Origin of the sequence: Rhodococcus shunpengi (assembly GCF_048381395.1) — a bacterium.
In the GTDB taxonomy this organism is placed as follows: Bacteria; Actinomycetota; Actinomycetes; order Mycobacteriales; family Mycobacteriaceae; genus Rhodococcus.
Genome location: NZ_JBLWIU010000008.1, coordinates 518,749 through 539,489 on the forward strand (window position 1 = coordinate 518,749; position 20,741 = coordinate 539,489).

Here is a 20,741-nt window from a genome sequence, read left to right on the forward strand (position 1 = left end):
CAGCAGCGACGCGCCCGCCCGAACTGTCCGGCCGGTCCCGTCCGGAAGGAGCTCACCATGCCGGTGACGACGCCCCCGACCCGCGTCTCTCTGCCCATCGTCCTGCGGCGCCTGACCGTGCTCCGCGCGGTGGACGTGACACCGCGGATGCGTCGGATCACCCTGGGCGGCGAGCAGCTCGGTGCCTTCCGCAGCGGCGACTACGACGCCCCGGCGTTCACCACCGAGGGTGCCGACGACTACGTCAAGATCTTCCTGCCCGAACCCGGCAGCGACACCCCGGCCCTGCCCGAACAGCACGACGGGCACCTGCACTGGCCTCGCAAACCCGCACCCGTGGCCCGCGCCTACACGGTGCGTCGCTTCGATCCCGTGGCCGGGGAACTCGATCTGGACTTCGTCCTGCACGGCCACGGCCCGGCCGGCAATTGGGCCCGCACCGCCGAACCCGGCAGTGTGCTCCATCTCGCGGGACCCAAGGTCGCGATCATCCCGCCGCAGGGCGCCGACTGGTGGCTGCTCGCCGGCGACGAGACCGCGCTTCCCGCGCTGGGTCGCTTCGTCGAGACCTACGGCGGCACGGTGCCGATGCACGTCTTCGCGCTGGTCGACGGTCCGCAGGAGGAACAGTCCGATCTCGCGGGCGTGACGTGGGTGCACCGCCGCCCCGGCGTCTCCGACGCCACCGTGCTCGCCGAGGCCGTCGAGTCGGGTGCGCCGCGCGGCGGCGAGGGGTGGATGTGGATCGCCGGTGAGGCGTCGATCGTGAAGGAACTGCGCGCCGTGTCGAAGCGACTCGGCATCGCCAAGCCGATGCTCGACGCCTCGGGCTACTGGCGCAGCCCCGAGTCCGATCGTCCGCTGGCCCGCCTGCGGCTGCTGCGCGAGCAGGCCGTCGAGACGCTCGAGGCGCGTCGTCGCGGCACCACCTAGACGATCCGGACGATTTCGGTGTTCTCGACAGCGCCCGGCGACGTCGAGAACACCGAAATCGCTTCTCGCGTCAGCGCGGTGAGAGTTGGTCGCGGTCGATCGTCACCGATCCGACGTAGTGCAGATCGGCGTGGGTGACGATCGCGCAATGGATCTTGCCGGACACAAGAATTCGCTGCATGTGCTGAAGGTCCCGATTCTCGGACCGTGTCGATCAGCGCAGCGACGCGGTGAGTTCTTCGGTCTCGCGGTCGCGGCGACGCGCTGACGCGGTGATCGACTCGATCAGTGCGTCCGTGGTCTCGACCCGGCCGACCCGCTTGGCGACGTACTGCAGTGCCATGAGGTGCTCGTCGCGGGAGAAGTCGGCGGTGGCATCGAGGGCCATGAACGGCGCGACGTCGCTCATGAAGGCGTCGGCGGCGCTGAGCATGCAGCCCATGTGTGCGTAGACGCCGGTGACGATGAGCTGGTCGCGGCCGTTGTGCGCGAGCAGCTGACGGAAGTCGGTGCGCTGGAACGCCGAGTACCGCCACTTGGTGACCTGGATGTCGTCCGGGCCGGGGGTCAGCTCGTCGATGACCTCGGTGTCGCTGCCGGTGCTCAGTCCGACGCCCCAGAAGTCGGCGAGGATGCCGCGACGCGACGGATGCTGGTCGCCGGGCTGCATCGTGTAGACGACGGGGATACCGGCGGCCAGGCACGCCTCGCGGAGGCGGACGATGTTGGGGACCACGGTCGCGAGGGGTTCGGCGTCGCGCTGGTACGCGTCGATGAAGTACTTCTGCATGTCGTGGATCAGCAGTGCGCAGCGGGACGCATCGAGCGTCCAGTCCACCCGAGCAGCGGGAATCTCGTCGCCGGTGGGCAACTCGTACGGATCGATGCTCGGGATGGCCATGCGACTTCCTTCTACTGTTCGGGGTACGCGTGCGGTCACCGACCGTGTCGGCATGCGTAGGCTACCCTAACCAACCCTGCGGTGGGAGGTCTCGCCCCCCGATACGCGACCGGCCCGCACCGGAGATCGGTGCGGGCCGGTCGGCGACAGCGGAAACCGTCAGCGGAAAACCGTCAGATCAGACGCCAGTCCTCGAGGCCCTCGTACAGCGGCACGGACTGCGCCAGAGCGCTCACGCGGGTGCGCAGCGACTCGGCGTCGGCGCCACCGATGAGCGTCTGCGCGATGATCTCGGCGACCTCGGTGAACTGCTCGTCGCCGAAACCGCGCGTCGCGAGCGCCGGGGTGCCGATGCGCAGACCCGAGGTGACCATCGGGGGACGCGGGTCGAACGGCACGGCGTTGCGGTTGACGGTGATGCCGACCTCGTGGAGGGCGTCCTCACCCTGCTGGCCGTCGAGCTGCGAATTGCGCAGGTCGACGAGCACCAGGTGCACGTCGGTGCCGCCGGTGAGCACCGAGATGCCCTTGTCGGTGACGTCGGACTGCGACAGGCGGTCGGCGATGATCCGGGCACCGGAGAGGGTGCGCTGCTGACGGTCCTTGAACTCGTCGCTCGCGGCGATCTTCAGCGCGACGGCCTTCGCGGCGATCGCGTGCATGAGCGGGCCACCCTGCTGGCCGGGGAAGACGGCCGAGTTGATCTTCTTCGCCCATTCCTGCTTGGCGAGGATCAGACCGGAACGCGGTCCACCGAGGGTCTTGTGCACGGTGGTGGAGACGATGTCGGCGTAGGGCACGGGCGACGGGTGCAGGCCCGCGGCGACCAGACCGGCGAAGTGCGCCATGTCGACCCACAGGTAGGCACCGACCTCGTCGGCGATGGAGCGGAAGGCGGCGAAGTCCTCGTGGCGCGGGTAAGCGGACCAGCCGGCGACGATGACCTTCGGCTTCTCGCGCAGCGCGATGTCGCGGACCTCGTCCATGTCGATGCGGTGGTCGTCCTTGCTGACCCCGTAGGACGCGACGTCGTACAGCTTGCCGGAGAAGTTGAGCTTCATGCCGTGCGTGAGGTGGCCGCCGTGCGCGAGGTCGAGACCGAGCAGCTTCTCGCCGGGAGTCATCAGCGCCATGAGCACCGCCGCGTTCGCCTGCGCACCCGAGTGCGGCTGGACGTTCGCGAAATCGGCGCCGAAAAGCTCCTTGGCGCGGTTACGGGCGAGGTCCTCGACGACGTCGACGTTCTCGCAGCCGCCGTAGTAGCGACGGCCGGGGTAACCCTCGGCGTACTTGTTGGTCAGGACGCTGCCCTGGGCCTGGAGGACGGCGCGCGGCACGAAGTTCTCCGACGCGATCATCTCGAGCGTGTCGCGCTGACGCGACAGCTCGCCGGCCATGGCCTCGGCGACCTCGGGGTCGAGGTCGTTCAGTGCGGCAGTGTTCACGTCGGCGCCGGGCGCAGCGGTCATCGAGGTTTCTCCAAGCAGAGGGCGTCAGGGATACGGCCTCCAGTCTACGAAGGCCGTCCACCGCTGCGGAAGCCGGTCCCCGAGCGACCTGCGGTTCACCGCAGGCTGCTGGGCACCAGGGGTTCGTCGAGCAGGCGCCGGAAACGGTCGGCGCGCTCGGCTCCGGCCGGAACCTGCTCGAGCCAGCCGCCGAGGAGCCGGTAGCCCTCGACATAGGTGCTGATGTAGGCGCGCCACAACGGCGACGACAGGAACCGCAGCGACTGCCGGGCACGTTCGGGGCTCGACAGCGACCAGCGCTGCAGGAATTCGACGACCTCGTCGTGGCTGCGCCCGCGGTCGTGGAGCAGCAGCGCGGCGTCCTGCCGCACCGACAGCAACTGCTCGGACGCCTCGGACAGTTGTTCGGCGAGTTCGCCGTCGAACCGCAGCCCGAGATCGGCGTAGATCCCCTGTGCCCACGTTCCCCAGCCCGGGCCGACGATCGCTTCGAGCGCGAGATCGGCGAGTCCTTCGGCCATGAGGCACTGCGGGGTGTTGACGAGGAACAGCGTCTGCTCGGCCTGTCCGCCGGCGACGAGACCGGCCTCCTTGCGGCAGTGCTCGGTGTGGTGACCGGGATACGCCTCGTGCGCGATCAGCCGCGGCAGGTGCGCCATCGTCTGTTCGAGATCGGAGTTGATCGCGACCCGCGAACGGTAGTCGCCGAGGTAGTAGTTGAAGCCCGACCACGGCTTGTCGCCGACAACCTCGTACTCGACGCGCTCGGTGTCGGGCAGCGGGTAGACCGCCCGCACCTTCTCCCGCAGCGCGCTCGAGAACGCTTCGACGCATTCGGCGAGACGATCGGCGGGGATCACCTCGGACTTGCGATGGGCCTGCATCCGTTCGGTGAGCGATCCGGTGCCGGGCAGCAACGCGTCGAGGCGACGGTGCGCGTCGCGATAGGCGTCCTCGTCGCCGGGCGCGATGCGGACGTCGAAGTACGCCTCGACCTCGTCGACGAACCCGATCTCCTCCCCCGCGAACTTGCGGGCCGAGCAGTCGAGGGCACGCAGATGCACCTCGAGGAAACGGGTGCGCTCGTCGGACAGTGCCACACCGGGCAGTTCGTCCCGCAGCCGTCGCGCGGTGTGTGATAGATCACGGGGATCGGGAGTCGGGGCGTTCTCGACCTTCCGCCGCAGGGCGGGATCGCCGGTGTAGGCGTCGACGAACCCTTCCTCGAGCCGGTCGAAAGCCAGGCCCAGCAGCAGATATTCGTTCACGAAGTCGTCGGCTCCCATACCGGCCGAGCCTAGTCGCTCGTCGGCGACCCGACACGGGAGAACCCGCCGGAGTGGGGACCCCGAGGAGGCATCCGCCTGTGTCAGCGAGCACAATCCGTTACATGGACATGCAACGCCGCATCCGCCGCGCCACCGGGAAGCCGTGCCGATGGCTCGTCTGAACGAACCGAGCCCGTATGTCGAGTTCGACCGCAAGCAGTGGCGGACGCTGCGGAAGTCGACTCCCCTCGTCCTCACCGAGGACGAACTGATCGGGCTTCGGGGCCTGGGCGAGCAGATCGACCTCGCGGAGGTCGCGGAGGTGTACCTCCCCCTCGCCCGGTTGATCCACCTGCAGGTCGCAGCGAAGCAGCGACTGTTCGCCGCGACCGCGACCTTCCTCGGGGAGAAGCATCCCGACCAGCAGGTGCCGTTCGTGATCGGTGTGGCCGGTTCGGTGGCGGTCGGCAAGTCCACCACGGCCCGTGTGCTGCAGGCGTTGCTGGCACGCTGGGACCACCACCCGCGGGTGGATCTCGTGACCACCGACGGGTTCCTCCACCCCACCAAGGAGCTGGTGCGGCGCAACATCATGCACCGCAAGGGTTTTCCCGAGAGCTACGACCGGCGCAAACTGCTGCGGTTCGTCACCGAGGTCAAGTCGGGAGCGAAAGAGGTTGCGGCGCCGATCTACTCCCACATCTCGTACGACATCATCCCGGGTCAGTACCACATCGTGCGGCAGCCGGACATCCTCATCATCGAGGGCCTCAACGTGCTGCAGACCGGTCCGCGTCTGATGGTCTCCGACCTGTTCGACTTCTCCATCTACGTCGACGCACGCATCGAGGACATCGAGAAGTGGTACGTGGAGCGCTTTCTCGCGCTGCGCAAGACGTCCTTCGCCGATCCCGAGGCGCACTTCCACCACTACGCGAACCTGTCGGACCGGGACGCGATGAGTGCCGCGAAGGAGATCTGGCACTCGATCAATCTGCCGAACCTGGTGGAGAACATCCTGCCCACACGACCGCGCGCGACCCTGGTCCTGCGCAAGGACTCGGATCACGCCATCAACCGGCTCCGGTTGCGCAAGCTCTGACGCGGCCCGCCGCCCGGCCCTGCCTCAGGCGCCGAACCGGCGGTGCCGTCAGGCGCCGAACCGGCGGTGCCGTCAGGCGCCGAACCGGCGGTGCCGTGCGGCGTAGTCGCGCAGCGCGCGCAGGAAGTCGACCCGGCGGAACTCGGGCCAGTACGCCTCGGTGAACCAGATCTCCGAGTAGGCGGACTGCCAGAGCAGGAATCCGGACAGTCGCTGCTCACCGGAGGTACGGATCACGAGGTCCGGATCGGGCTGACCGGAGGTGTAGAGGTGACTGTCGACGCCGTCGACCGTCACCGACTCGACGAGCTCCTCGCCACGCAGCCCCTGCGCGTAGCGCACCCGCAGAAGCGACTGCACCGCATCGACGATCTCCTGGCGACCGCCGTACCCGACGGCCACGTTGACGTGCGTGCCCGTCCGGCCCGCAGTGCCGGCGGCGGCCTCGTGCAGTCGCTTGGCGTGGTCGGCCGGGAGCAGGTCGGTGGTGCCGACGATCTTCACGCCCCAGTTCTGGCCGGGCGCGGAGATCTCCTCCACCACGTCGGAGATGATCTCGAGCAGCGCATCGAGCTCCTCCGGATCGCGCCGGAGGTTCTCGGTGGACAGCAGGTAGATCGTCGCCGTCTCGATGCCGGCCGCATCGCACCAGCTCAGCAGCTCGGCGATCTTCTTGGCACCTTCGCGGTGGCCGTGACTGACGTCGGTGAAACCGTTCTCGCGCGCCCAACGCCGATTACCGTCGCACATGACCGCGACGTGTCGCGGATGCCGTGCTCCGTCGAGTTCCTTCAGCAGCCGGCGCTCGTAGAGCCGGTACAGCAGTCCGCGGACGCTCACCCCGTCATCACCACGCGAGTCACATTACGCCCAGGCGTACGGACGGTCGCGGCGGTGGTCACAGAGTCTCCCGGAGCGCCCTCGCAGGCGGTAACGTGGCGACGGAACAAACCTACGGGTGCGTAGGTTACCCCTCGGTACCGGAAGGAGCGCACGCATGACGGCCTTCGGCCTCGAGGAACTGCCCGTCAAACCGCGGATGCGCGGATGGATCCACGCGTGGGCGTTCGGCGTGGCCGTCGTCGCCGGTGCCGCGCTCGTCGCGGCCGCGGCTTTCCTCGCCGACCGTCCGGACGCCGTACTCCCCGCGACGATCTACAGCCTCACCGTGTGCGGAGTGTTCGGAGTCAGCGCCCTCTACCACCGCCTGAACTGGGGTCCCCGGGCCCGCGTGTGGATGAAGCGCGCCGACCACTCGATGATCTTCGTGTTCATCGCCGGCAGCTACACGCCGTTCGCGACGCTCGCCCTGCCTCCGGAGTCCGGGCGGCCGCTGTTGATCGTCGTATGGGCGGGCGCGCTGGCGGGCGTGGCCCTGAAGATGCTGTGGCCGACGGCGCCGCGCTGGGTCGGTGTGCCGCTGTATCTGTTGCTCGGATGGGCGATCGTGCCCGTCGCCGGACAGCTGGTCGCCGAGGTCGGTCTGGCCCCCATGCTGCTCCTGCTGGTCGGCGGGTTGTTCTACAGCGGCGGAGCGATCCTCTACGCGACCCGCTGGCCCGATCCGTGGCCCGCGACCTTCGGACACCACGAGTTCTTCCACGCCGCCACGGTGATCGCAGCCCTGTGTCATGCGGTAGCGGTGTGGCTCGTGATTCTCGGTTGAAACCTCACGAGCTGCTTCGTGCAACTTCTCACACCACCTGAAGCAACCGGCACCCGTTTGTAGACTCGCGAGGGATGTCTATTCCGTTGCTCGCCTTCGAACTGACCGAGACCAACCGGGACTGGCTGATCCACCGGCCGCTGGCGATCGTGAGTTACATCGCCGTCGCGATCGCGCTTCGCTTCGTCCTCCACCGGTTGATCGACCGCATGACGAAGCCGCGCGAGAGATCCGGCAAGCCGCGCCGATCGTTCCTCGCGCCGCTTCAGGAACGCGCCGAACGCGCCATCGGTGATCCCTACGCGCGCGAACGTCGGATCCAGCGTGCCCAGACGATCGGCTCGGTGTTCAAGTCCGGCGTGTCGGTCGTCGTGCTCGTCTGGGTGGTGCTGCAGACGCTCGACACCCTCGGCTTCAATGTCGCGCCGTTCATCGCCTCGGCCGGTATCGCCGGTGTCGCGCTCGGTTTCGGTGCGCAGAACCTCGTGCGGGATTTCATCTCGGGCATGTTCATGTTGCTCGAGGACCAGTACGGCGTGGGCGACGTGGTGGACCTCGGCGACGCGGTGGGCACCGTCGAGTCGGTCGGCCTGCGCGTGACGACCGTCCGCGACATCGACGGCACCCTGTGGTTCTGCCGTAACGGCGAGATCCTGCGCGTCGGCAACATGAGCCAGGGCCACGCCGTCTCCGTGATCGACGTGCCGATCGCGCCGACCTCCAATGTCGACCGCGCCTGCCAGATCGCGCTGCGGGCCGTGCTCGACGGCGTCGAACGCGACGACATCGCACCCGACGTCCTGGAGAAGCCCGAATTGCTCGGGGTCAACTCCGTGACGGCGGGTGCGGTGACGCTGCGGCTGACCGTGCGCGTGCGGGCCGGCAAGCAGTGGGCGATCCGCCGCAGCCTCACCCGCGCGGTGCTCGAGGCGTTCGATCAGCACGGCATCGAGTCGCCGAATCTCGCGGTCGCAGCCCCTGCGACCGGTTAGACCTTCTCGGTCGCGCGCTCCTGCGCCGGTTCCTCGGCGGTCTGCGGGTCTCCGCGGAACCGGTCGAAGGCAACCACGAACAGCAACGAGACCGCACCCCAGATCACGAACGTGATCAGGTGCGTTCCGACGGCATCGCCCCCGAAGTAGAGGATCGACCGCACCGATTCCACAGCCGCCGGCATCGGCAGCACGCCGTGCAGGAACTTGAAGATCTCCGGCGTCATGTAGACCGACATCGCACCGTTCGAGGCGGGTACGCCGATGAACATCAAGATGCCGACGGCGGGGATGACGGAGAGCAGACCGAACAGGCGGTGCAGCGCCAAAGTGAACATCGATGTCGTGAACGTCGCGACGATGCCGACACCCCACAGCGGGAGGAAATGCCCGTCGACGGCTCCGGTGATCGGGTCGGCGATCACCCAGAGCAGGGCCGGCATGAACAGCGCCCACCCGGCGGAGATGGGCACGATCTGTCGCAGGACCATCGCGGCGGGCTGCGCACCGCCGGCTACGACGATCACCATGAAACCGGACATGATCCAGCCCATGGCGACGTAGAGCGTCACGGTGCCCATCGTGTCGGAGCCCGGCAGCGGCGCGATGTTCTCGACGACGAGCGGCAGCTGCATACCCGCGGCGACCTGCTCGAAGGTCTGCCGCACGACCTGCTGCTGGCTCATCCCTGCGGCCTCGTTGGTGATGATGGTCGCGGTGGGCGAGGTGGCGGACGGCAGGACGAAGGCGGCGACGATCTCACGGTCCTGAACGGCGGCGCGGGCGTCGTCGATGGAGTCGGACGTACGCAGGTCGAACAGGCCCGACATGTTCTGCTCGAGCCCGGCGACCGTCTGCTCGGCCTGTTCGGTGCTCGCGGCGACGACGGTGACGGGCATCTCGCGCGGCGTCGGCTGGTACATCGCGCCGAGCATGATCGAGAGCATCAGCACGACCATGGCGAACGGGAAGAACGCCAGCGTCAGGTACCGGACGCGGTCGCTCTTCGGACGCGGGCCGGAGGTGAGCGAGGGCATCGTGATCTCGGGATCGCCCGCGTCGGGGTTGCGGCGACGCTTGAGGGCATCGACACCGAGCGTCGCGGCGAGGGCGAGCAGCGCGCCGATCACCAGGACCGTGATGTGGCCGCCGAGTCCGTCACCACCGAAGTAGACGACCGACCTCAGGGCTTCTCCTGCGGCCGCGGTGGGCAGGAAACCGTGGAGCGGGACGTAGATCGACGGCAACGCGTAGATCGACATGCCGAGGTTCGACGCGGGGACGCCGAGGACCATCACGAAGAGCATGCCCACCAGGACCGCCATCGGTCCGAGGATCCGGGTGAGGAACAACTGCACCGAGCCCACGGCGAAGATGGACAGCCAACTGATTCCCAGCAGCGTCGCGGTGGGGCCCTCGACCGCGCCGAGGATCGGGCCTGCGACGACCCACACGAGGGTGCCGATCAGCACCGACCAGCCTGCGAGCAGGGGCACGATGCGACGGAAGCGCAGCAGCTCGGGCGAGTTGGACAGCATGATGCTCAGCGGCATGTAGCCCGCGAGCATCAATGCCTGCGCCATGAACATCACGCCCAGACCGGCCATGTCGTGGTCCGGCAGCGGAGCCAGGTCCTCGACGGTGAGGTCGAGGCCCGATCCGATGATCGGCGGGGCCACCAGACCGGTGACCATGTTCGACTGCGAGGCCCCGGCGGCGCCGGCGGTGTACACGGTGGCGGTGCCCGCGTCGGACAACGAGACCGCGCCCGCCACCTCTCGCGAGAGCACGAGGTCGCGTGCCTGCTCGTCGGTTCCGACGACGCGGACGTCGACCGCCTCCGGATCGGCGCCCTCGAGCGCGCGGGCGAAGTCGTAGGCCTGCTGCGACGATCCGGCGACGGCGATCGGCATGTCGTGCGGAGCAGGCGCATGCATCGCGTACAGGTAGCCGGTGATCATCATGCCGACCATCAACAGCGGCATCACGAAGATCGCGACGTAGCGCCCGATCTGTTCCTTACGGACGCGGGCGAGCTCGGCCTCGGTCGCGCCGTCACCTCCCGGTGGATCGTTCTTCTCGGTCGTGGCGGTGTCGGTCACTGACGAACTCCTCGATATCCGGTCACGGACTGAACGCTTCCCGGCCGGTACCGGCAACTCGGAAATACGCTGACTGACTTAAAAATCTACGCCGCGTGTCTTAAAGTGGACAACCTGAGACACTGGTGACGTTCGTCCCACCTACCGATGAGCCGTACGGCAGAACGAGAGAGCAGCGGGTTCCAGCGTGAGCACCTACGGCGACCAGGCACGGCGAGCACTACTCGACTCCGCAGAGGAGCTGTTCGCGACCCACGGCGTCGACGGTGTCTCGAACCGGCGCATCGCCGAGCACGCGGGCAACGCGAACCACTCGGCCGTCAACTATCACTTCGGGAGCAGGGAAGAACTCGTCCGTGCCATGGTCACCCGCTACGCCGAGGACACCCGCCGACGACGAGCCGAACTCGTCGGGCTGCTCGGCCCCGAACCGGGACTGCGCGACTACCTGAGCTGCCTCGTCGTCCCGTTCACCGATCAGCTCGCGTCGATGCCCGTCCCCGGTTGGCGCGCCCGGTTCCTCCGACAGCTGCGGACGGTCCCCTCGATGGTCGACATCGCGGCCCGGAACGTCGTCGAGGATCCCTATCTCGACGCTCTGATCGAACGGGCCAGGGCGTGCGTCGCCGACATCCCCGACGTGGTGATCACCGGCCGGTCGTGGCTGCTGGGGAAACTCGTCGTGGACGCATGCGCCGACTACGAAGCACGCCTGGAACGGGAACGGGTGGAACCCGACTGGACGGGTTTCGCCCTGTTCCTCGTCGACGCGATCGCCGGAATGCTCGAAGCACCGGTGACGAGCACGGGCGATTTCCTCGGCTCGCGCACCGTCTCCGCGTGGCCGTGACAGGTCAGACCGCGGTGAGGACCTCGCGCAGTTCCGTCGCCGTCGTCACCGGCCGATCGCACACGAAGCCCCGGCACACATAGGCCGCGGACGCTCCGTCGACGAGCGGCCGACCGTCGAGCAGCGGCGACGAGTCGGGTTCGCCGCCCACCACGATGGCTCCCCCGGGCGCGATCCGGCGCGCGAGGTCGAGGAGTTCACCGCCACCCGCGACGGCGACCTGCAGCGGACCGCGCACCGACGCCTCGGCCACCGTCAGCCAGTGCCCTCCGGCACGCGGCGCCTTCTCGAGCAGGATCGACGCCGCCGACAGCGACAGCGCGGCTGCGTCGGCGTAGCGGGGGTCGTCGTGCACGAGCGCGGACAGACCGAGCAGCGCCTCGGCGATCAGCGAGGCCCCCGACGGCGTCGCCCCGTCGACCGGATCGCGCGGCCGGGCGACCAGCGATTCGGCGTCGTGCGCGGTGTCGAACCAGCTCCCTGGACGTTCCGGATCCGCGAACTGCGTGAGCGCGACGTCGGCGAGTTCTCGCGCGCGCTCGACCCAGCTCCTGTCCCCGGTCCCCTGATGGACGGCGAGCAGTGCGGTGACGAGCGCTCCGTAGTCCTCGAGCACGCCCGCGGGAGATCCGACGACACCTCCGAGCGACGCGCGGCGCAGTCGTCCGTCGACGAGGTGCCGGTCGAGCAGAAACCGCGCGCACCTCGCCGCGGCGTCGATCCAGGCGGGTTCGCCCAGTGCGACGCCGGCCTCGGCCAGTGCGGTGATGGCGAAGCCGTTCCAGGCGGTGACGACCTTGTCGTCGCGCCCGGGTTGCGCGCGATCCTGCCGGGCCGCGAACAGGCGGGCCCGCACGTCGGCGAGACGGGCCGGATCGTCGGGCTGGTCGAGCAGCTGCAACACCGAGGTGCCGTGTTCGAAGGTGCCGCCGGGAGTGACGGTGAAGGCCTCCGCGGCCCACCGGCCGTCCTCCGCGCCGAGCACCTCGACGAGCTGGTCGGGAGTCCACACGTAGGTCAGGCCCTCGACCCCGTCGGTGTCGGCGTCGAGCGCCGAGGCGAATCCGCCGTCCGTGGTGAGCAGGTCGCGTAGCAGGAACTCGGCGGTCTCCCGGGTGACCCGCGTCGGCAGTTCCGCGCCGGTCACCCGCGCGAGGTGCGCGTACAGCCGCAGGAGCAGCGCGTTGTCGTAGAGCATCTTCTCGAAGTGCGGCACCGTCCAGGCGACGTCGACGCTGTAGCGGGCGAAACCGCCACCGAGCTGGTCGTAGATCCCACCTCGCGCCATCGCGTCGGTCGTGCGCTCGACGAGACCGAGCGTGTCGGCGGAGCGCGTGCGCTCGTATCCGCGCAGCAGACCCTCGAGCAGGTTGGACGGCGGGAACTTGGGTGCACCCCCGAAGCCGCCGTGTTCGCGGTCCTCGTCGGTGGCGATCGCAGCGGCTGCCGCGTCGAGCAGGCGCACCTCGACGGCGGCCTCCCCGACGGGCAGTCCCCCGCTGCTGCGACGGAGCTCGGTGGCCACGGCGTCTGCGGCCTGCGTGACCTCGTCGCGACGGTTGCGCCAGGTCTCGGTGATGGCCTCGAGCAGTTGGACGAAGGACGGCATGCCGCCGCGCGGCGTGTTCGGGTAGTACGTGCCGCAGTAGAAAGGGGAACCGTCCGGGGTGAGGAAGCAGGTCATCGGCCACCCGCCCTGACCGGCCATGGCGACGGTCGCGTTCATGTAGACCGCGTCGATGTCCGGCCGTTCCTCGCGGTCGACCTTGATGCACACGAAGTTCTCGTTCATGACGGCGGCGGTGGCCTCGTCCTCGAACGACTCGTGTGCCATGACATGACACCAGTGGCAGGCCGCGTACCCGATCGACAGCAGGATCGGCACGTCGCGCTCGCGCGCCTCCGCGAGCGCGACGTCGCCCCATTCCTGCCAGTGGACCGGATTGTCGGCGTGCTGCCTCAGATAAGGGCTCAGGGCGTCGGCCAGTCGGTTCGCCATGCCCCCACGCTACGGAAGGAGCATCGTCGGTGACGGCCGGTCGTCAGCTTCCCTTGGTGGGTTCCGGACGTTCCGGACCGGTGGCCTTCGTGCCGCCGGCCTTCTCCTCCTCGGCACCGCCGGGGATCGCACCCGGCAGCGTGCCGTCGTCCACGGCCTGGTCGGGCTCGGGGTGCTCCGGCTGGAAGTTCTCGGGCAGCTTCTTCAGCCGCTTGTTCATGTTCCAGATCAGCAGAGCCGTTGCGACCAGCAGGACCACCACGATGGCCAGTCCGAGCGGGGACGCCTTGCCGAACTCGGGGCCGGTCGGCTCCTGAGCCAGAATCTCGACGGCCAGAACATCGACCGCGAGCGTGCCTATCGTCATTTGCCCTGTCCGTCCTCGATGCCCGCGAACAGATCCGTCTCGGGAAGCTCCGTGCTCACGCGGGTCTTGGCCAACTCGAACTCCTCGGTCGGCCACACCTTCTGCTGAATGTCCAACGGCACCGCGAAGAACGATCCGTTGGGGTCGATCTGGGTGGCGTGGGCCCGCAGCGCGTCGTCGCGCTTCGGGAAGTAGTCGCCACAGGTGATCTGGGTGGTCACGCGCCCCATGATGTCGCCCTGCTCGGTGCGCCACTTGCTGAGCCACTGCTCCATCGGGAAGGGCTCCCCGCGACGCTCGTACTCCTCGCGGAACAGTTCGAGCCGCTTACGGATGAAACCGTGCGAGTAGTAGAGCTTTCTCACCGCCCAGGGCTCGCCCAGCTCGGGATGGAAATCCGGATCCGCGGCCGCGTCGTAGGCCGCGACCGACACCTCGTGGCACCGGATGTGGTCGGGGTGCGGGTAGCCGCCGTTCTCGTCGTAGGTGGTCATGACATGGGGGCGGAACTCGCGCACCGACTGCACGAGCCGGCGGACCGGTTCGTCGAGCGGGATCGCTGCGAAGCAGCCCTCCGGCAGCGGGGGCTTGGGGTCGCCCTCGGGCAGTCCGGAGTCGACGAAGCCGAGCCATTGCTGCCGCACCCCGAGGATGCGGGCCGCCTCGGCCATCTCCTCCTGGCGCACCTCGCTCATGCGCTCACGGATGCCGGGCACGTCCATGGCGGGATTCAGGATGTCGCCGCGCTCTCCGCCCGTGAGCGTGACCACCAGGACCTCGTGCCCCTCGGCCGAGTACCGGGCCATCGTGGCCGCGCCCTTGCTCGACTCGTCGTCGGGATGGGCGTGCACGGCCATGAGCCGTAGTCCGCTCACGTGTATTCCTCCACCTCACGTCGTCTGCTTCGCCGGAACCGACCCTGCGCCCGCGTCGCGGTCGCTTCGGATCCGTCCTCTATAGTTCCACCTGATAATTCCGACGTCAGCCGTGACCCTGCGGCGACGCCCGATCCATCGTTCCGCTGCGAAAGCAAAGTGATGAGCAACACCGTGCCCACCGACCGGTACCCCTCCTCCCGGTACCCCGGACCCCGCGTGTCGACACGCGGCAAGCGCTGGGGTTTCACCCTCGCCGGTCTGCTCGCGGGGCTCGTCGTGGCGTTCGTTCTGTTCCAGAACAACTCCGCTCCGATCGAGTCGGAGGTCGTCGCCTTCGAGATCATCGACGACAGCACCATCGACATCCAGCTCAAGGTCACGCGCGACGATCCGTCCGAGGACGCCGTCTGCATCATCCGGGCCCGGTCGAAGGACGGCAGCGAGACCGGACGGCGCGAGGTGCTCATCCCGGCATCCGATTCGCAGACGGTCGTGCTGACCTCCACGGTCAAGACGTCACAACGCCCCGGAATGGGCGACACCTACGGCTGCGCCACCGAGGCCCCCGAGTACCTCCGCGCACCCTAGGAACCTGCCGCGACCAGCGTCTTCCTGCGCTTTCCCGGAGCAGCGACGGGAGTGATGCTAAAATAGCCGGATACACGGTTCCACCCTTTGGGGCCGTGTATTGCTGCATAAGAGCATCAACAGACAGTACGACTTCCGTTCAGCCTGACAACAAGGGGGGACGACGGGGGTCGTGCTGTCGCGGTCGTTGCATGTGCACGACTTGTCCACGGAGCCGGGGCTCCAACCCGAAGGAAGTGATCGAGGATGACCGAGACCCAGGTGACCTGGCTGACGCAGGAGTCGTACGACCGGCTCAAGGCCGAGCTGGACCAGCTCATCGCGAATCGTCCTGTCATCGCCGCCGAGATCAACGAGCGTCGCGAGGAAGGCGACCTCAAGGAGAACGGTGGCTACCACGCAGCCCGTGAGGAACAGGGCCAGCAGGAAGCCCGTATCCGTCAGCTCCAGGAGCTGCTGGGCACCGCCAAGGTCGGCGTCGCTCCGACCGAGTCGGGTGTCGCCCTCCCCGGTTCCGTCGTCACCGTCTACTACGCCGGCGACGAGACCGACACGGAGACGTTCTTGATCGCGACCCGCGAGGAAGGCGCCCGCAACAGCGAGCTCGAGACCTACTCCCCCAGCTCGCCCCTCGGTGGCGCCCTGATCGACGCGAAGGTCGGCGAGACCCGCGAGTACACGCTGCCCAACGGCAACACCATGAAGGTGACCCTGGTGAGCGCGGAACCCTACCGCGGCTGATCGCCTCTGCAGCCGAAAGGCCCGACCGGAGAATCCGGTCGGGCCTTTCGCGTGTTCACGGCAGGTATCAGAAGATGCGCCGCGCCTTCATGTCGGGGAAGACCGGCCCCACCCGCACGACGTCGCCGGTGGTGGGTGCGTGCACCATCTGCCCGCCGCCGATGTAGATGGCGACGTGACCCGGTCCCCCGGCCTGCCAGTTGCCGAACAGCAGGTCGCCGGGGCGCGCCGCGTACAGCGGCACCTCGGTGCCGATGTGCCACTGCGTCTCGGACGTGCGCGGCAGCGTGATGCCTGTCGCGGCGAACACCGCGTACGACGTCAGGCCGGAGCAGTCGAAACCGCCGCCGGACGGCCCGTTGATATTGCCGCCACCCCAGACGTACGGCAGGCCGAGGTACTTGAAGGCCAGGTCGACGATGCGATTGCCGATGTCACCGGCCCCGCCTCCGATGCCCAGACCCAGGAACGGCGAGAGCATGCGAGCGAAGACGTGCTCGGTCGCTCGGATCTTCGCGACGTAGGGCTTCGTCTGGTTCTCGTAGTCGGGATGACCGGACGGCATGCCACCCGAACGTTTCACCGCGCCGACGCCGGCGTTGTAGGCCGCGAGGGTCAGATCGAGGGTGTCGCCCTCGACCAGTCCGCGCTTCTTCCAGTCGTCGATGAGCTTGTAGTTGTCGCACAGGAGGTTGCCCGACGCCATGACCGGGTCGGCGATACCGAGGACGTCGGCCTTACCGTCACCGTCGGCGTCCTTGCCGTACTGGTCCCAGGTGCCGGGCATGAACTGTCCCGGGCCGCGGGCGCCGACCGGCGAGACCGGCGCGGTCGGGCCGTACCGGAAACCGTTCTCGGCGGAGTAGAGGGCCGCGAGGACCGGCGCGGAGATCCCGTCGCACAGTTCCCCTGCCTTCTTCAGCCACGGCGCGAACACGGCGATCGCACCGATGGGTGCGAGTCGCGTTCCGGGAAGGATCGCCGGGATCGACGGCAGTGCGATCCCGGTGCCGGGGATCGTGGGACCCGGTTGCGGGTTCCCGACCGCGCCGGTCGCCGGCGGTCGGGCCGGTATCCCGAAGGGCCCGGGCCGGGCGGCCGGCGGTTCGGGCGCCAGCGCAGGCGGAGCCGCTTCCGGATCGGCGGGGTGCAGCGCTGCAGCCGCCTCCTCGGGCAGATGCGGCTCGATCGCCCCCGCGACCGCCGTCGTCGCATCCGCGACCGCCTGTTGGGCTCCCTGCTGCATCGGCTCCGGCAACGACGCGACGAAATTCGCCACGTCCGTGTCGGCGTTCTCCGCAGTTGCCTCGAACGACTCGATCGCCCCGTTGATCTGATCCTTGATCTCTGCTGGTAAGTCCACGCCCTGAACGAGCGCACTTGCTGCCGTAGCCACTGCCACGATGACCGCAGACGGGTCCACCGACATCCGCTACCCCCACATCCATCCATCAACCGCTCTCACCGTAGCTGTGAGGTCGATCACCAGTACGGCTTCCGGATGTTCTTATCACATATATTCAGGAACACGTTCTAGTATTGGGACCAGTGGGATCCGTGTTTCCCGAGTGACCAGAGTTACGGTTCCGGATAAAAGTCCGCAGCATCGGGATGGGTCAGGACGTCCATGATGTCCACCGGATCGACCGTGCCCTCGGCGAGCAGCGCCACGAGCGTGTCCCGCTGGTCCTCCGTCACCGGTTCGCAGCCGCCGGGCATCACCCATCGGTCCTCACCCACCGGCATCACGCGAGCGCACAGCAACGTGCCGGCGGGCACCTCACCTGCCAGCCAGGGCGCGAACACCTCCACCACCCGATCGCTGCGCACGTCACGCAGCGTGAGCGACTCCTCCGGCGCACTCGCCTCGACCTCGAAGACCGAACGCTCGACCGCCAGCCACGAGCGGGCGAGCTCCACCTCGTCCTCGGGCAGCAACTCCCCGCGACGCTCGACGAAATCCGCGAACGCGCCGGCATCGAAGAGCAGGACGTCCTCGACGAGCGGATCGGCGACGGCCTCGGCCACAGCATCGTCGTCCCCGTAGCCCGAGCGGGCCTCCGCCAGCGCGACCCGCTGTTCCGCCCATCCGGGTTCCAGGGCATGCATGGCCGCCTTCATGTACAGCCAGTCGGACCGCTCCTCGAGCGAGTGTTCGGCGCGCCCGAGATGGCACGCCTTGTACTTGCGGCCCGACCCGCACCAGCAGCGGTCGTTGCGGCCGAGCCCCGGGACCTCCTTCGGCCGGTACCGTTCGAGCAGTTCGTGGAGGGGATGTTCGTCGCCACCCGGCACCCGGGCGAGCAGGGACAGCCCCCGGATCGCGTCCCCGCGATCGGAGGCGAAGCGCGCGAGGTCGAACAACGGTAGGTCGAAGGCGGAGTCGAGGTCGGCCGAACGTTCGTAGTGCCGTTCGGCTTCGGTGATGCGTCCGGTCGATTCGGCCGCGCGACCGGCGATCCAGTGCGCTGCCCCCGCCGCACGTCGCGGCGCATGGTCGAGCAGCCACAGCGCGGCCTGTTCGATCGCCTCGGGCGCGAGCTTCTCCCCCACCAGTTCGTCGTAGACGGTCTCGGCGATCTCGGGATCGGACAGCACCGAGTACAGACCGGATTTCCCCGCGGCGAAACGCTCGTCGAGTTCGGCGTCGTCGCCGCGTTCGAGGGCTTCGACCAGCGACGCGAACAGGGCCACGCCGGGCACGGCGTCGACGGGGATCCCGAGCTGTTCGGCGTAGATCTCGAACATCGCCCGGTCGGAGTATCCGTCGAAGTCGAAACCGTTCGGTGCCACCAGGTCTCCGCTGCGGACCAGTCCGGCCTCGGCGAGCAGTTCCCCGAGGGGTAGGGACGGCGCGGAGAACGCGTCCGGCGTTTCGGCGAGCACATCGAGGAAGGTGCCCTCGAGGCTCGCCACCTGCTCGCGGGCGATGGTCTGTTCGAGCGCGTGCACGAATTCACTCTCACTGCTCCGGACTTCGACGTCGACCGGAGCGAACGACAGACGACCGTCCCGCGCGGTGAGCGCGAGCAGATCTCCCGGCTCGCAACCCGACAGGTCCTCTTCGGGAAAGACGATCGTCTCCTTGCGGAGGAATCCACCCGAATCCGGATCGTTCTGCGCGGCAGGATCTTCGGAGCCACCGGGTTGCACGAGATCGAACTCGTCGTCCTCGGAGACGAGCAGCAGGAGTGGTTCGATGTCGTCGACGGGGATCGCGTGCCGGTCGAGTTCGTCCGCGGTGAGGCGGTGTGTGAGCGTCCTGCCCTCGAACAGCACATCCGTCGCTGCAACACGGTCGGCGGACAACCACATCAGCAGCGGATGCGGTTCCGACTGTTCGAGATCGATCATCACCTGCTCGGCGGAGCCGAATCCGTGCTCCTCGAGATCATCGGCCACCTCGTCGATCGTCATGGGTCCGTGGCGCCGTACCGTGTCGAGCACGGTGTCCCACAGGGCGGATTCGGGATGTTCGCTGTCCGTCACCACGCGATCGTACGGCGCCCGGCCGTGCTTCCGGGGGCTATGCGGTTCCTTCCGCACGTCGCCGTCACGCGTCACGCATCGCAGGCGGCCTTCAGCCGGGCGCGGGCCCGGACGGCCGGTGTGATCGGTGTGGTGGTGTGCCATCGCGGAGGTTCTCTGGCGGCACGAATCCGTCCCTGACGAGAAGAAGGCGCCCTTCGGGACGCCTTCTTCTCGTGTCTTCTACGACCGGGGTGTCAGCCGAGCGCCTGTTCGACGTCGGCGAGCAGGTCGGCGGCATCCTCGATGCCCACCGACAACCGGACGAGATCCTCGGGGACCTCGAGCAGCGACCCGGCGGTGGAGGCGTGGGTCATCGCACCCGGGTGCTCGATGAGCGACTCCACGCCACCGAGCGACTCGGCGAGGGTGAAGATCTCGGTGCGCTTGCAGAAGTCCAGCGCGGCCTGGCGGCCACCGGCGAGGCGCACGGAGATCATGCCACCGAAGCGACGCATCTGCTTGGCCGCGTACTCGTGGCCCGGATGCGATTCGAGACCCGGGTACAGCACCTTGGTCACGGCGGAGTGTCCCGACAGGAAGTCGACGAGCTTCTCGGCGTTGTCGGAGTGCTTCTCCATCCGCACCGCGAGCGTCTTGATGCCGCGCAGCGTGAGGAAGGCGTCGAACGGGCCCGGCACGGCGCCCGCACCGTTCTGCAGGAACGCGAAGGCGGCGTCGAGCTCCTCGTCGTTCGTCACCAGCGCGCCACCGACGACGTCGGAGTGACCACCGATGTACTTGGTGGTCGAATGCAGCACGACGTCGGCGCCGAAGGTGAGCGGCTGCTGCAGGTAGGGCGACGCGAAGGTGTTGTCGACGACGATCTTGGCACCACCCTCGTGCGCGATGTCGGCGAGCGCCGAGATGTCGCCGATGTTGAGCAGCGGGTTGGTGGGCGTCTCCACCCACACGAGCTTGGTGTTCGGGCGCACGGCCGCGCGCACCTCGTCCGCGTCGTTGATCGCGGCCGGGGTGTACTCGATCCCCCACTGCGTGAACACCTTGTCGATGAGACGGAAGGTGCCGCCGTAGGCGTCGTTGGGGATGACGAGGTGGTCGCCCGGACGCAGCACCGAACGGAGCAGGCAGTCGGTGGCGGCCATGCCCGAGCCGAACGCCCGGCCGTAGGTGCCGTTCTCGAGCGCGGCGAGGTTCGCCTCGAGGGGACGACGGGTGGGGTTGCCGGTACGGGCGTACTCGAAGCCGTTGCGCATCTCGCCCACGCCGTCCTGGGCGAAGGTCGACGACGCGTAGATCGGCACGTTGACGGCACCGGTCTGGGGATCGGGCTCGTACCCGGCGTGGATGGCGCGGGTCGCGAAACCGTGCTGGTTCTGGTCTGTCATGAAGATCT

18 protein-coding genes and 1 pseudogene are annotated in these 20,741 nt (G+C 68.3%); 7 read left to right on the forward strand and 12 right to left on the reverse strand.

The features are described 5' to 3' along the window. Positions 1-57: 57 nt before the first annotated feature. On the forward strand, positions 58-933 hold the full coding sequence (locus ACNJ7K_RS03160) for a siderophore-interacting protein (protein ID WP_064060075.1): 876 nt from the start codon (positions 58-60) through the stop codon (positions 931-933). A 79-nt stretch (positions 934-1,012) separates the two neighbouring features. Here the strand turns inward: ACNJ7K_RS03160 and ACNJ7K_RS03165 are convergent. From ACNJ7K_RS03165 to ACNJ7K_RS03180, 4 genes and pseudogenes are all read right to left on the reverse strand, one after another. Next, positions 1,013-1,114 (reverse strand): annotated as a pseudogene (locus tag ACNJ7K_RS03165) (aspartate 1-decarboxylase); the annotation flags it as partial. Between the two features lie 33 nt (positions 1,115-1,147). Then, on the reverse strand, positions 1,148-1,834 hold the full coding sequence (locus tag ACNJ7K_RS03170) for an isochorismatase family protein (RefSeq protein ID WP_159418973.1): 687 nt from the start codon (positions 1,832-1,834) through the stop codon (positions 1,148-1,150). A gap of 173 nt (positions 1,835-2,007) precedes the next feature. Then, positions 2,008-3,303, reverse strand: a complete 1,296-nt coding sequence (gene glyA, locus ACNJ7K_RS03175; protein ID WP_159418974.1) for a serine hydroxymethyltransferase — start codon at positions 3,301-3,303, stop codon at positions 2,008-2,010. A 95-nt stretch (positions 3,304-3,398) separates the two neighbouring features. After that, positions 3,399-4,589 (reverse strand): DUF885 domain-containing protein, encoded by a 1,191-nt coding sequence (locus tag ACNJ7K_RS03180; RefSeq protein ID WP_159418975.1) that lies wholly within the window; start codon positions 4,587-4,589, stop codon positions 3,399-3,401. A 151-nt stretch (positions 4,590-4,740) separates the two neighbouring features. Here ACNJ7K_RS03180 and coaA point away from each other — a divergent pair, with 151 nt between their 5' ends. Next, positions 4,741-5,673: a type I pantothenate kinase gene (gene coaA / locus ACNJ7K_RS03185; protein ID WP_120281748.1), complete on the forward strand. Its 933-nt coding sequence runs from the start codon at positions 4,741-4,743 to the stop codon at positions 5,671-5,673. Between the two features lie 72 nt (positions 5,674-5,745). On the opposite strand, the gene ACNJ7K_RS03190 is transcribed toward coaA, so the two are convergent. Next, the gene (locus tag ACNJ7K_RS03190; protein ID WP_006553884.1) at positions 5,746-6,513 is read right to left on the reverse strand and encodes an isoprenyl transferase; all 768 of its coding nucleotides are present in this window, start codon (positions 6,511-6,513) and stop codon (positions 5,746-5,748) included. Positions 6,514-6,670: 157 nt separating this feature from the next. Between ACNJ7K_RS03190 and trhA the strand changes: the two genes are divergently transcribed. Both trhA and ACNJ7K_RS03200 read left to right on the forward strand, forming a co-directional pair. Continuing rightward, a complete protein-coding gene (trhA, locus tag ACNJ7K_RS03195; RefSeq protein ID WP_159418976.1) occupies positions 6,671-7,339 on the forward strand; it encodes a PAQR family membrane homeostasis protein TrhA in 669 nt (222 codons plus the stop codon). Positions 7,340-7,413: 74 nt separating this feature from the next. Then, positions 7,414-8,331, forward strand: a complete 918-nt coding sequence (locus ACNJ7K_RS03200; RefSeq protein ID WP_159418977.1) for a mechanosensitive ion channel family protein — start codon at positions 7,414-7,416, stop codon at positions 8,329-8,331. On the opposite strand, the gene ACNJ7K_RS03205 is transcribed toward ACNJ7K_RS03200, so the two are convergent. Beyond that, a complete protein-coding gene (locus ACNJ7K_RS03205) occupies positions 8,328-10,433 on the reverse strand; it encodes an ABC transporter permease (RefSeq protein ID WP_487041180.1) in 2,106 nt (701 codons plus the stop codon). The genes ACNJ7K_RS03200 and ACNJ7K_RS03205 overlap by 4 nt on opposite strands. 187 nt (positions 10,434-10,620) lie before the next feature. Here ACNJ7K_RS03205 and ACNJ7K_RS03210 point away from each other — a divergent pair, with 187 nt between their 5' ends. Further along, positions 10,621-11,283 carry a TetR/AcrR family transcriptional regulator gene (locus ACNJ7K_RS03210; protein ID WP_085468926.1) on the forward strand — a complete coding sequence of 221 codons (663 nt, stop codon included), beginning with the start codon at positions 10,621-10,623 and terminating at the stop codon, positions 11,281-11,283. A gap of 4 nt (positions 11,284-11,287) precedes the next feature. Here the strand turns inward: ACNJ7K_RS03210 and ACNJ7K_RS03215 are convergent, their stop codons facing one another. Genes ACNJ7K_RS03215 through mca form a run of 3 tightly spaced genes read right to left on the reverse strand, consistent with a single transcriptional unit; the run spans position 11,288 to position 14,506 of the window. Continuing rightward, complete coding sequence (locus ACNJ7K_RS03215) at positions 11,288-13,282, reverse strand: thioredoxin domain-containing protein (protein ID WP_230790923.1); 1,995 nt, start codon at positions 13,280-13,282, stop codon at positions 11,288-11,290. A 43-nt stretch (positions 13,283-13,325) separates the two neighbouring features. Then, complete coding sequence (locus ACNJ7K_RS03220) at positions 13,326-13,649, reverse strand: hypothetical protein (RefSeq protein WP_060651825.1); 324 nt, start codon at positions 13,647-13,649, stop codon at positions 13,326-13,328. Further along, complete coding sequence (gene mca, locus ACNJ7K_RS03225) at positions 13,646-14,506, reverse strand: mycothiol conjugate amidase Mca (protein ID WP_159419306.1); 861 nt, start codon at positions 14,504-14,506, stop codon at positions 13,646-13,648. Before mca ends, ACNJ7K_RS03220 begins: the two co-directional genes overlap by 4 nt. Before the next feature lie 180 nt (positions 14,507-14,686). Between mca and ACNJ7K_RS03230 the strand changes: the two genes are divergently transcribed. Next, entirely contained in the window at positions 14,687-15,115 is a 429-nt protein-coding gene (locus tag ACNJ7K_RS03230; RefSeq protein ID WP_060651826.1) for a DUF4307 domain-containing protein, read from the forward strand. Between the two features lie 246 nt (positions 15,116-15,361). Beyond that, on the forward strand, positions 15,362-15,856 hold the full coding sequence (greA, locus tag ACNJ7K_RS03235; RefSeq protein WP_006553878.1) for a transcription elongation factor GreA: 495 nt from the start codon (positions 15,362-15,364) through the stop codon (positions 15,854-15,856). 67 nt (positions 15,857-15,923) lie between these two features. Here the strand turns inward: greA and ACNJ7K_RS03240 are convergent, their stop codons facing one another. The 3 genes from ACNJ7K_RS03240 to ACNJ7K_RS03250 all read right to left on the reverse strand — a co-directional run bounded on the left by ACNJ7K_RS03240 (position 15,924) and on the right by ACNJ7K_RS03250 (position 20,733). Continuing rightward, the gene (locus tag ACNJ7K_RS03240; protein ID WP_183070658.1) at positions 15,924-17,285 is read right to left on the reverse strand and encodes a C40 family peptidase; all 1,362 of its coding nucleotides are present in this window, start codon (positions 17,283-17,285) and stop codon (positions 15,924-15,926) included. 149 nt (positions 17,286-17,434) lie between these two features. Then, positions 17,435-19,345, reverse strand: coding sequence for an SEC-C domain-containing protein (locus ACNJ7K_RS03245; RefSeq protein WP_487041181.1), 1,911 nt, complete (start codon positions 19,343-19,345; stop codon positions 17,435-17,437). Positions 19,346-19,581: 236 nt separating this feature from the next. Beyond that, positions 19,582-20,733, reverse strand: coding sequence for a cystathionine gamma-synthase (locus ACNJ7K_RS03250; RefSeq protein WP_060651828.1), 1,152 nt, complete (start codon positions 20,731-20,733; stop codon positions 19,582-19,584). Positions 20,734-20,741: the final 8 nt, after the last annotated feature.

Bases quoted from the DNA above. Each gene is read 5' to 3' on its own strand.
- coaA (WP_120281748.1), top strand. From the start codon at position 4,741: ATGGCTCGTCTGAACGAACCGAGCCCGTATGTCGAGTTCGACCGCAAG.
- trhA (WP_159418976.1), top strand. From the start codon at position 6,671: ATGACGGCCTTCGGCCTCGAGGAACTGCCCGTCAAACCGCGGATGCGC.
- greA (WP_006553878.1), top strand. From the start codon at position 15,362: ATGACCGAGACCCAGGTGACCTGGCTGACGCAGGAGTCGTACGACCGG.
- ACNJ7K_RS03170 (WP_159418973.1), bottom strand. From the start codon at position 1,834: ATGGCCATCCCGAGCATCGATCCGTACGAGTTGCCCACCGGCGACGAG.
- ACNJ7K_RS03200 (WP_159418977.1), top strand. From the start codon at position 7,414: ATGTCTATTCCGTTGCTCGCCTTCGAACTGACCGAGACCAACCGGGAC.
- ACNJ7K_RS03240 (WP_183070658.1), bottom strand. From the start codon at position 17,285: ATGTCGGTGGACCCGTCTGCGGTCATCGTGGCAGTGGCTACGGCAGCA.
- ACNJ7K_RS03215 (WP_230790923.1), bottom strand. From the start codon at position 13,282: ATGGCGAACCGACTGGCCGACGCCCTGAGCCCTTATCTGAGGCAGCAC.
- ACNJ7K_RS03250 (WP_060651828.1), bottom strand. From the start codon at position 20,733: ATGACAGACCAGAACCAGCACGGTTTCGCGACCCGCGCCATCCACGCC.
- ACNJ7K_RS03220 (WP_060651825.1), bottom strand. From the start codon at position 13,649: ATGACGATAGGCACGCTCGCGGTCGATGTTCTGGCCGTCGAGATTCTG.
- mca (WP_159419306.1), bottom strand. From the start codon at position 14,506: ATGGCCGTGCACGCCCATCCCGACGACGAGTCGAGCAAGGGCGCGGCC.
- glyA (WP_159418974.1), bottom strand. From the start codon at position 3,303: ATGACCGCTGCGCCCGGCGCCGACGTGAACACTGCCGCACTGAACGAC.
- ACNJ7K_RS03180 (WP_159418975.1), bottom strand. From the start codon at position 4,589: ATGGGAGCCGACGACTTCGTGAACGAATATCTGCTGCTGGGCCTGGCT.
- ACNJ7K_RS03230 (WP_060651826.1), top strand. From the start codon at position 14,687: ATGAGCAACACCGTGCCCACCGACCGGTACCCCTCCTCCCGGTACCCC.
- ACNJ7K_RS03160 (WP_064060075.1), top strand. From the start codon at position 58: ATGCCGGTGACGACGCCCCCGACCCGCGTCTCTCTGCCCATCGTCCTG.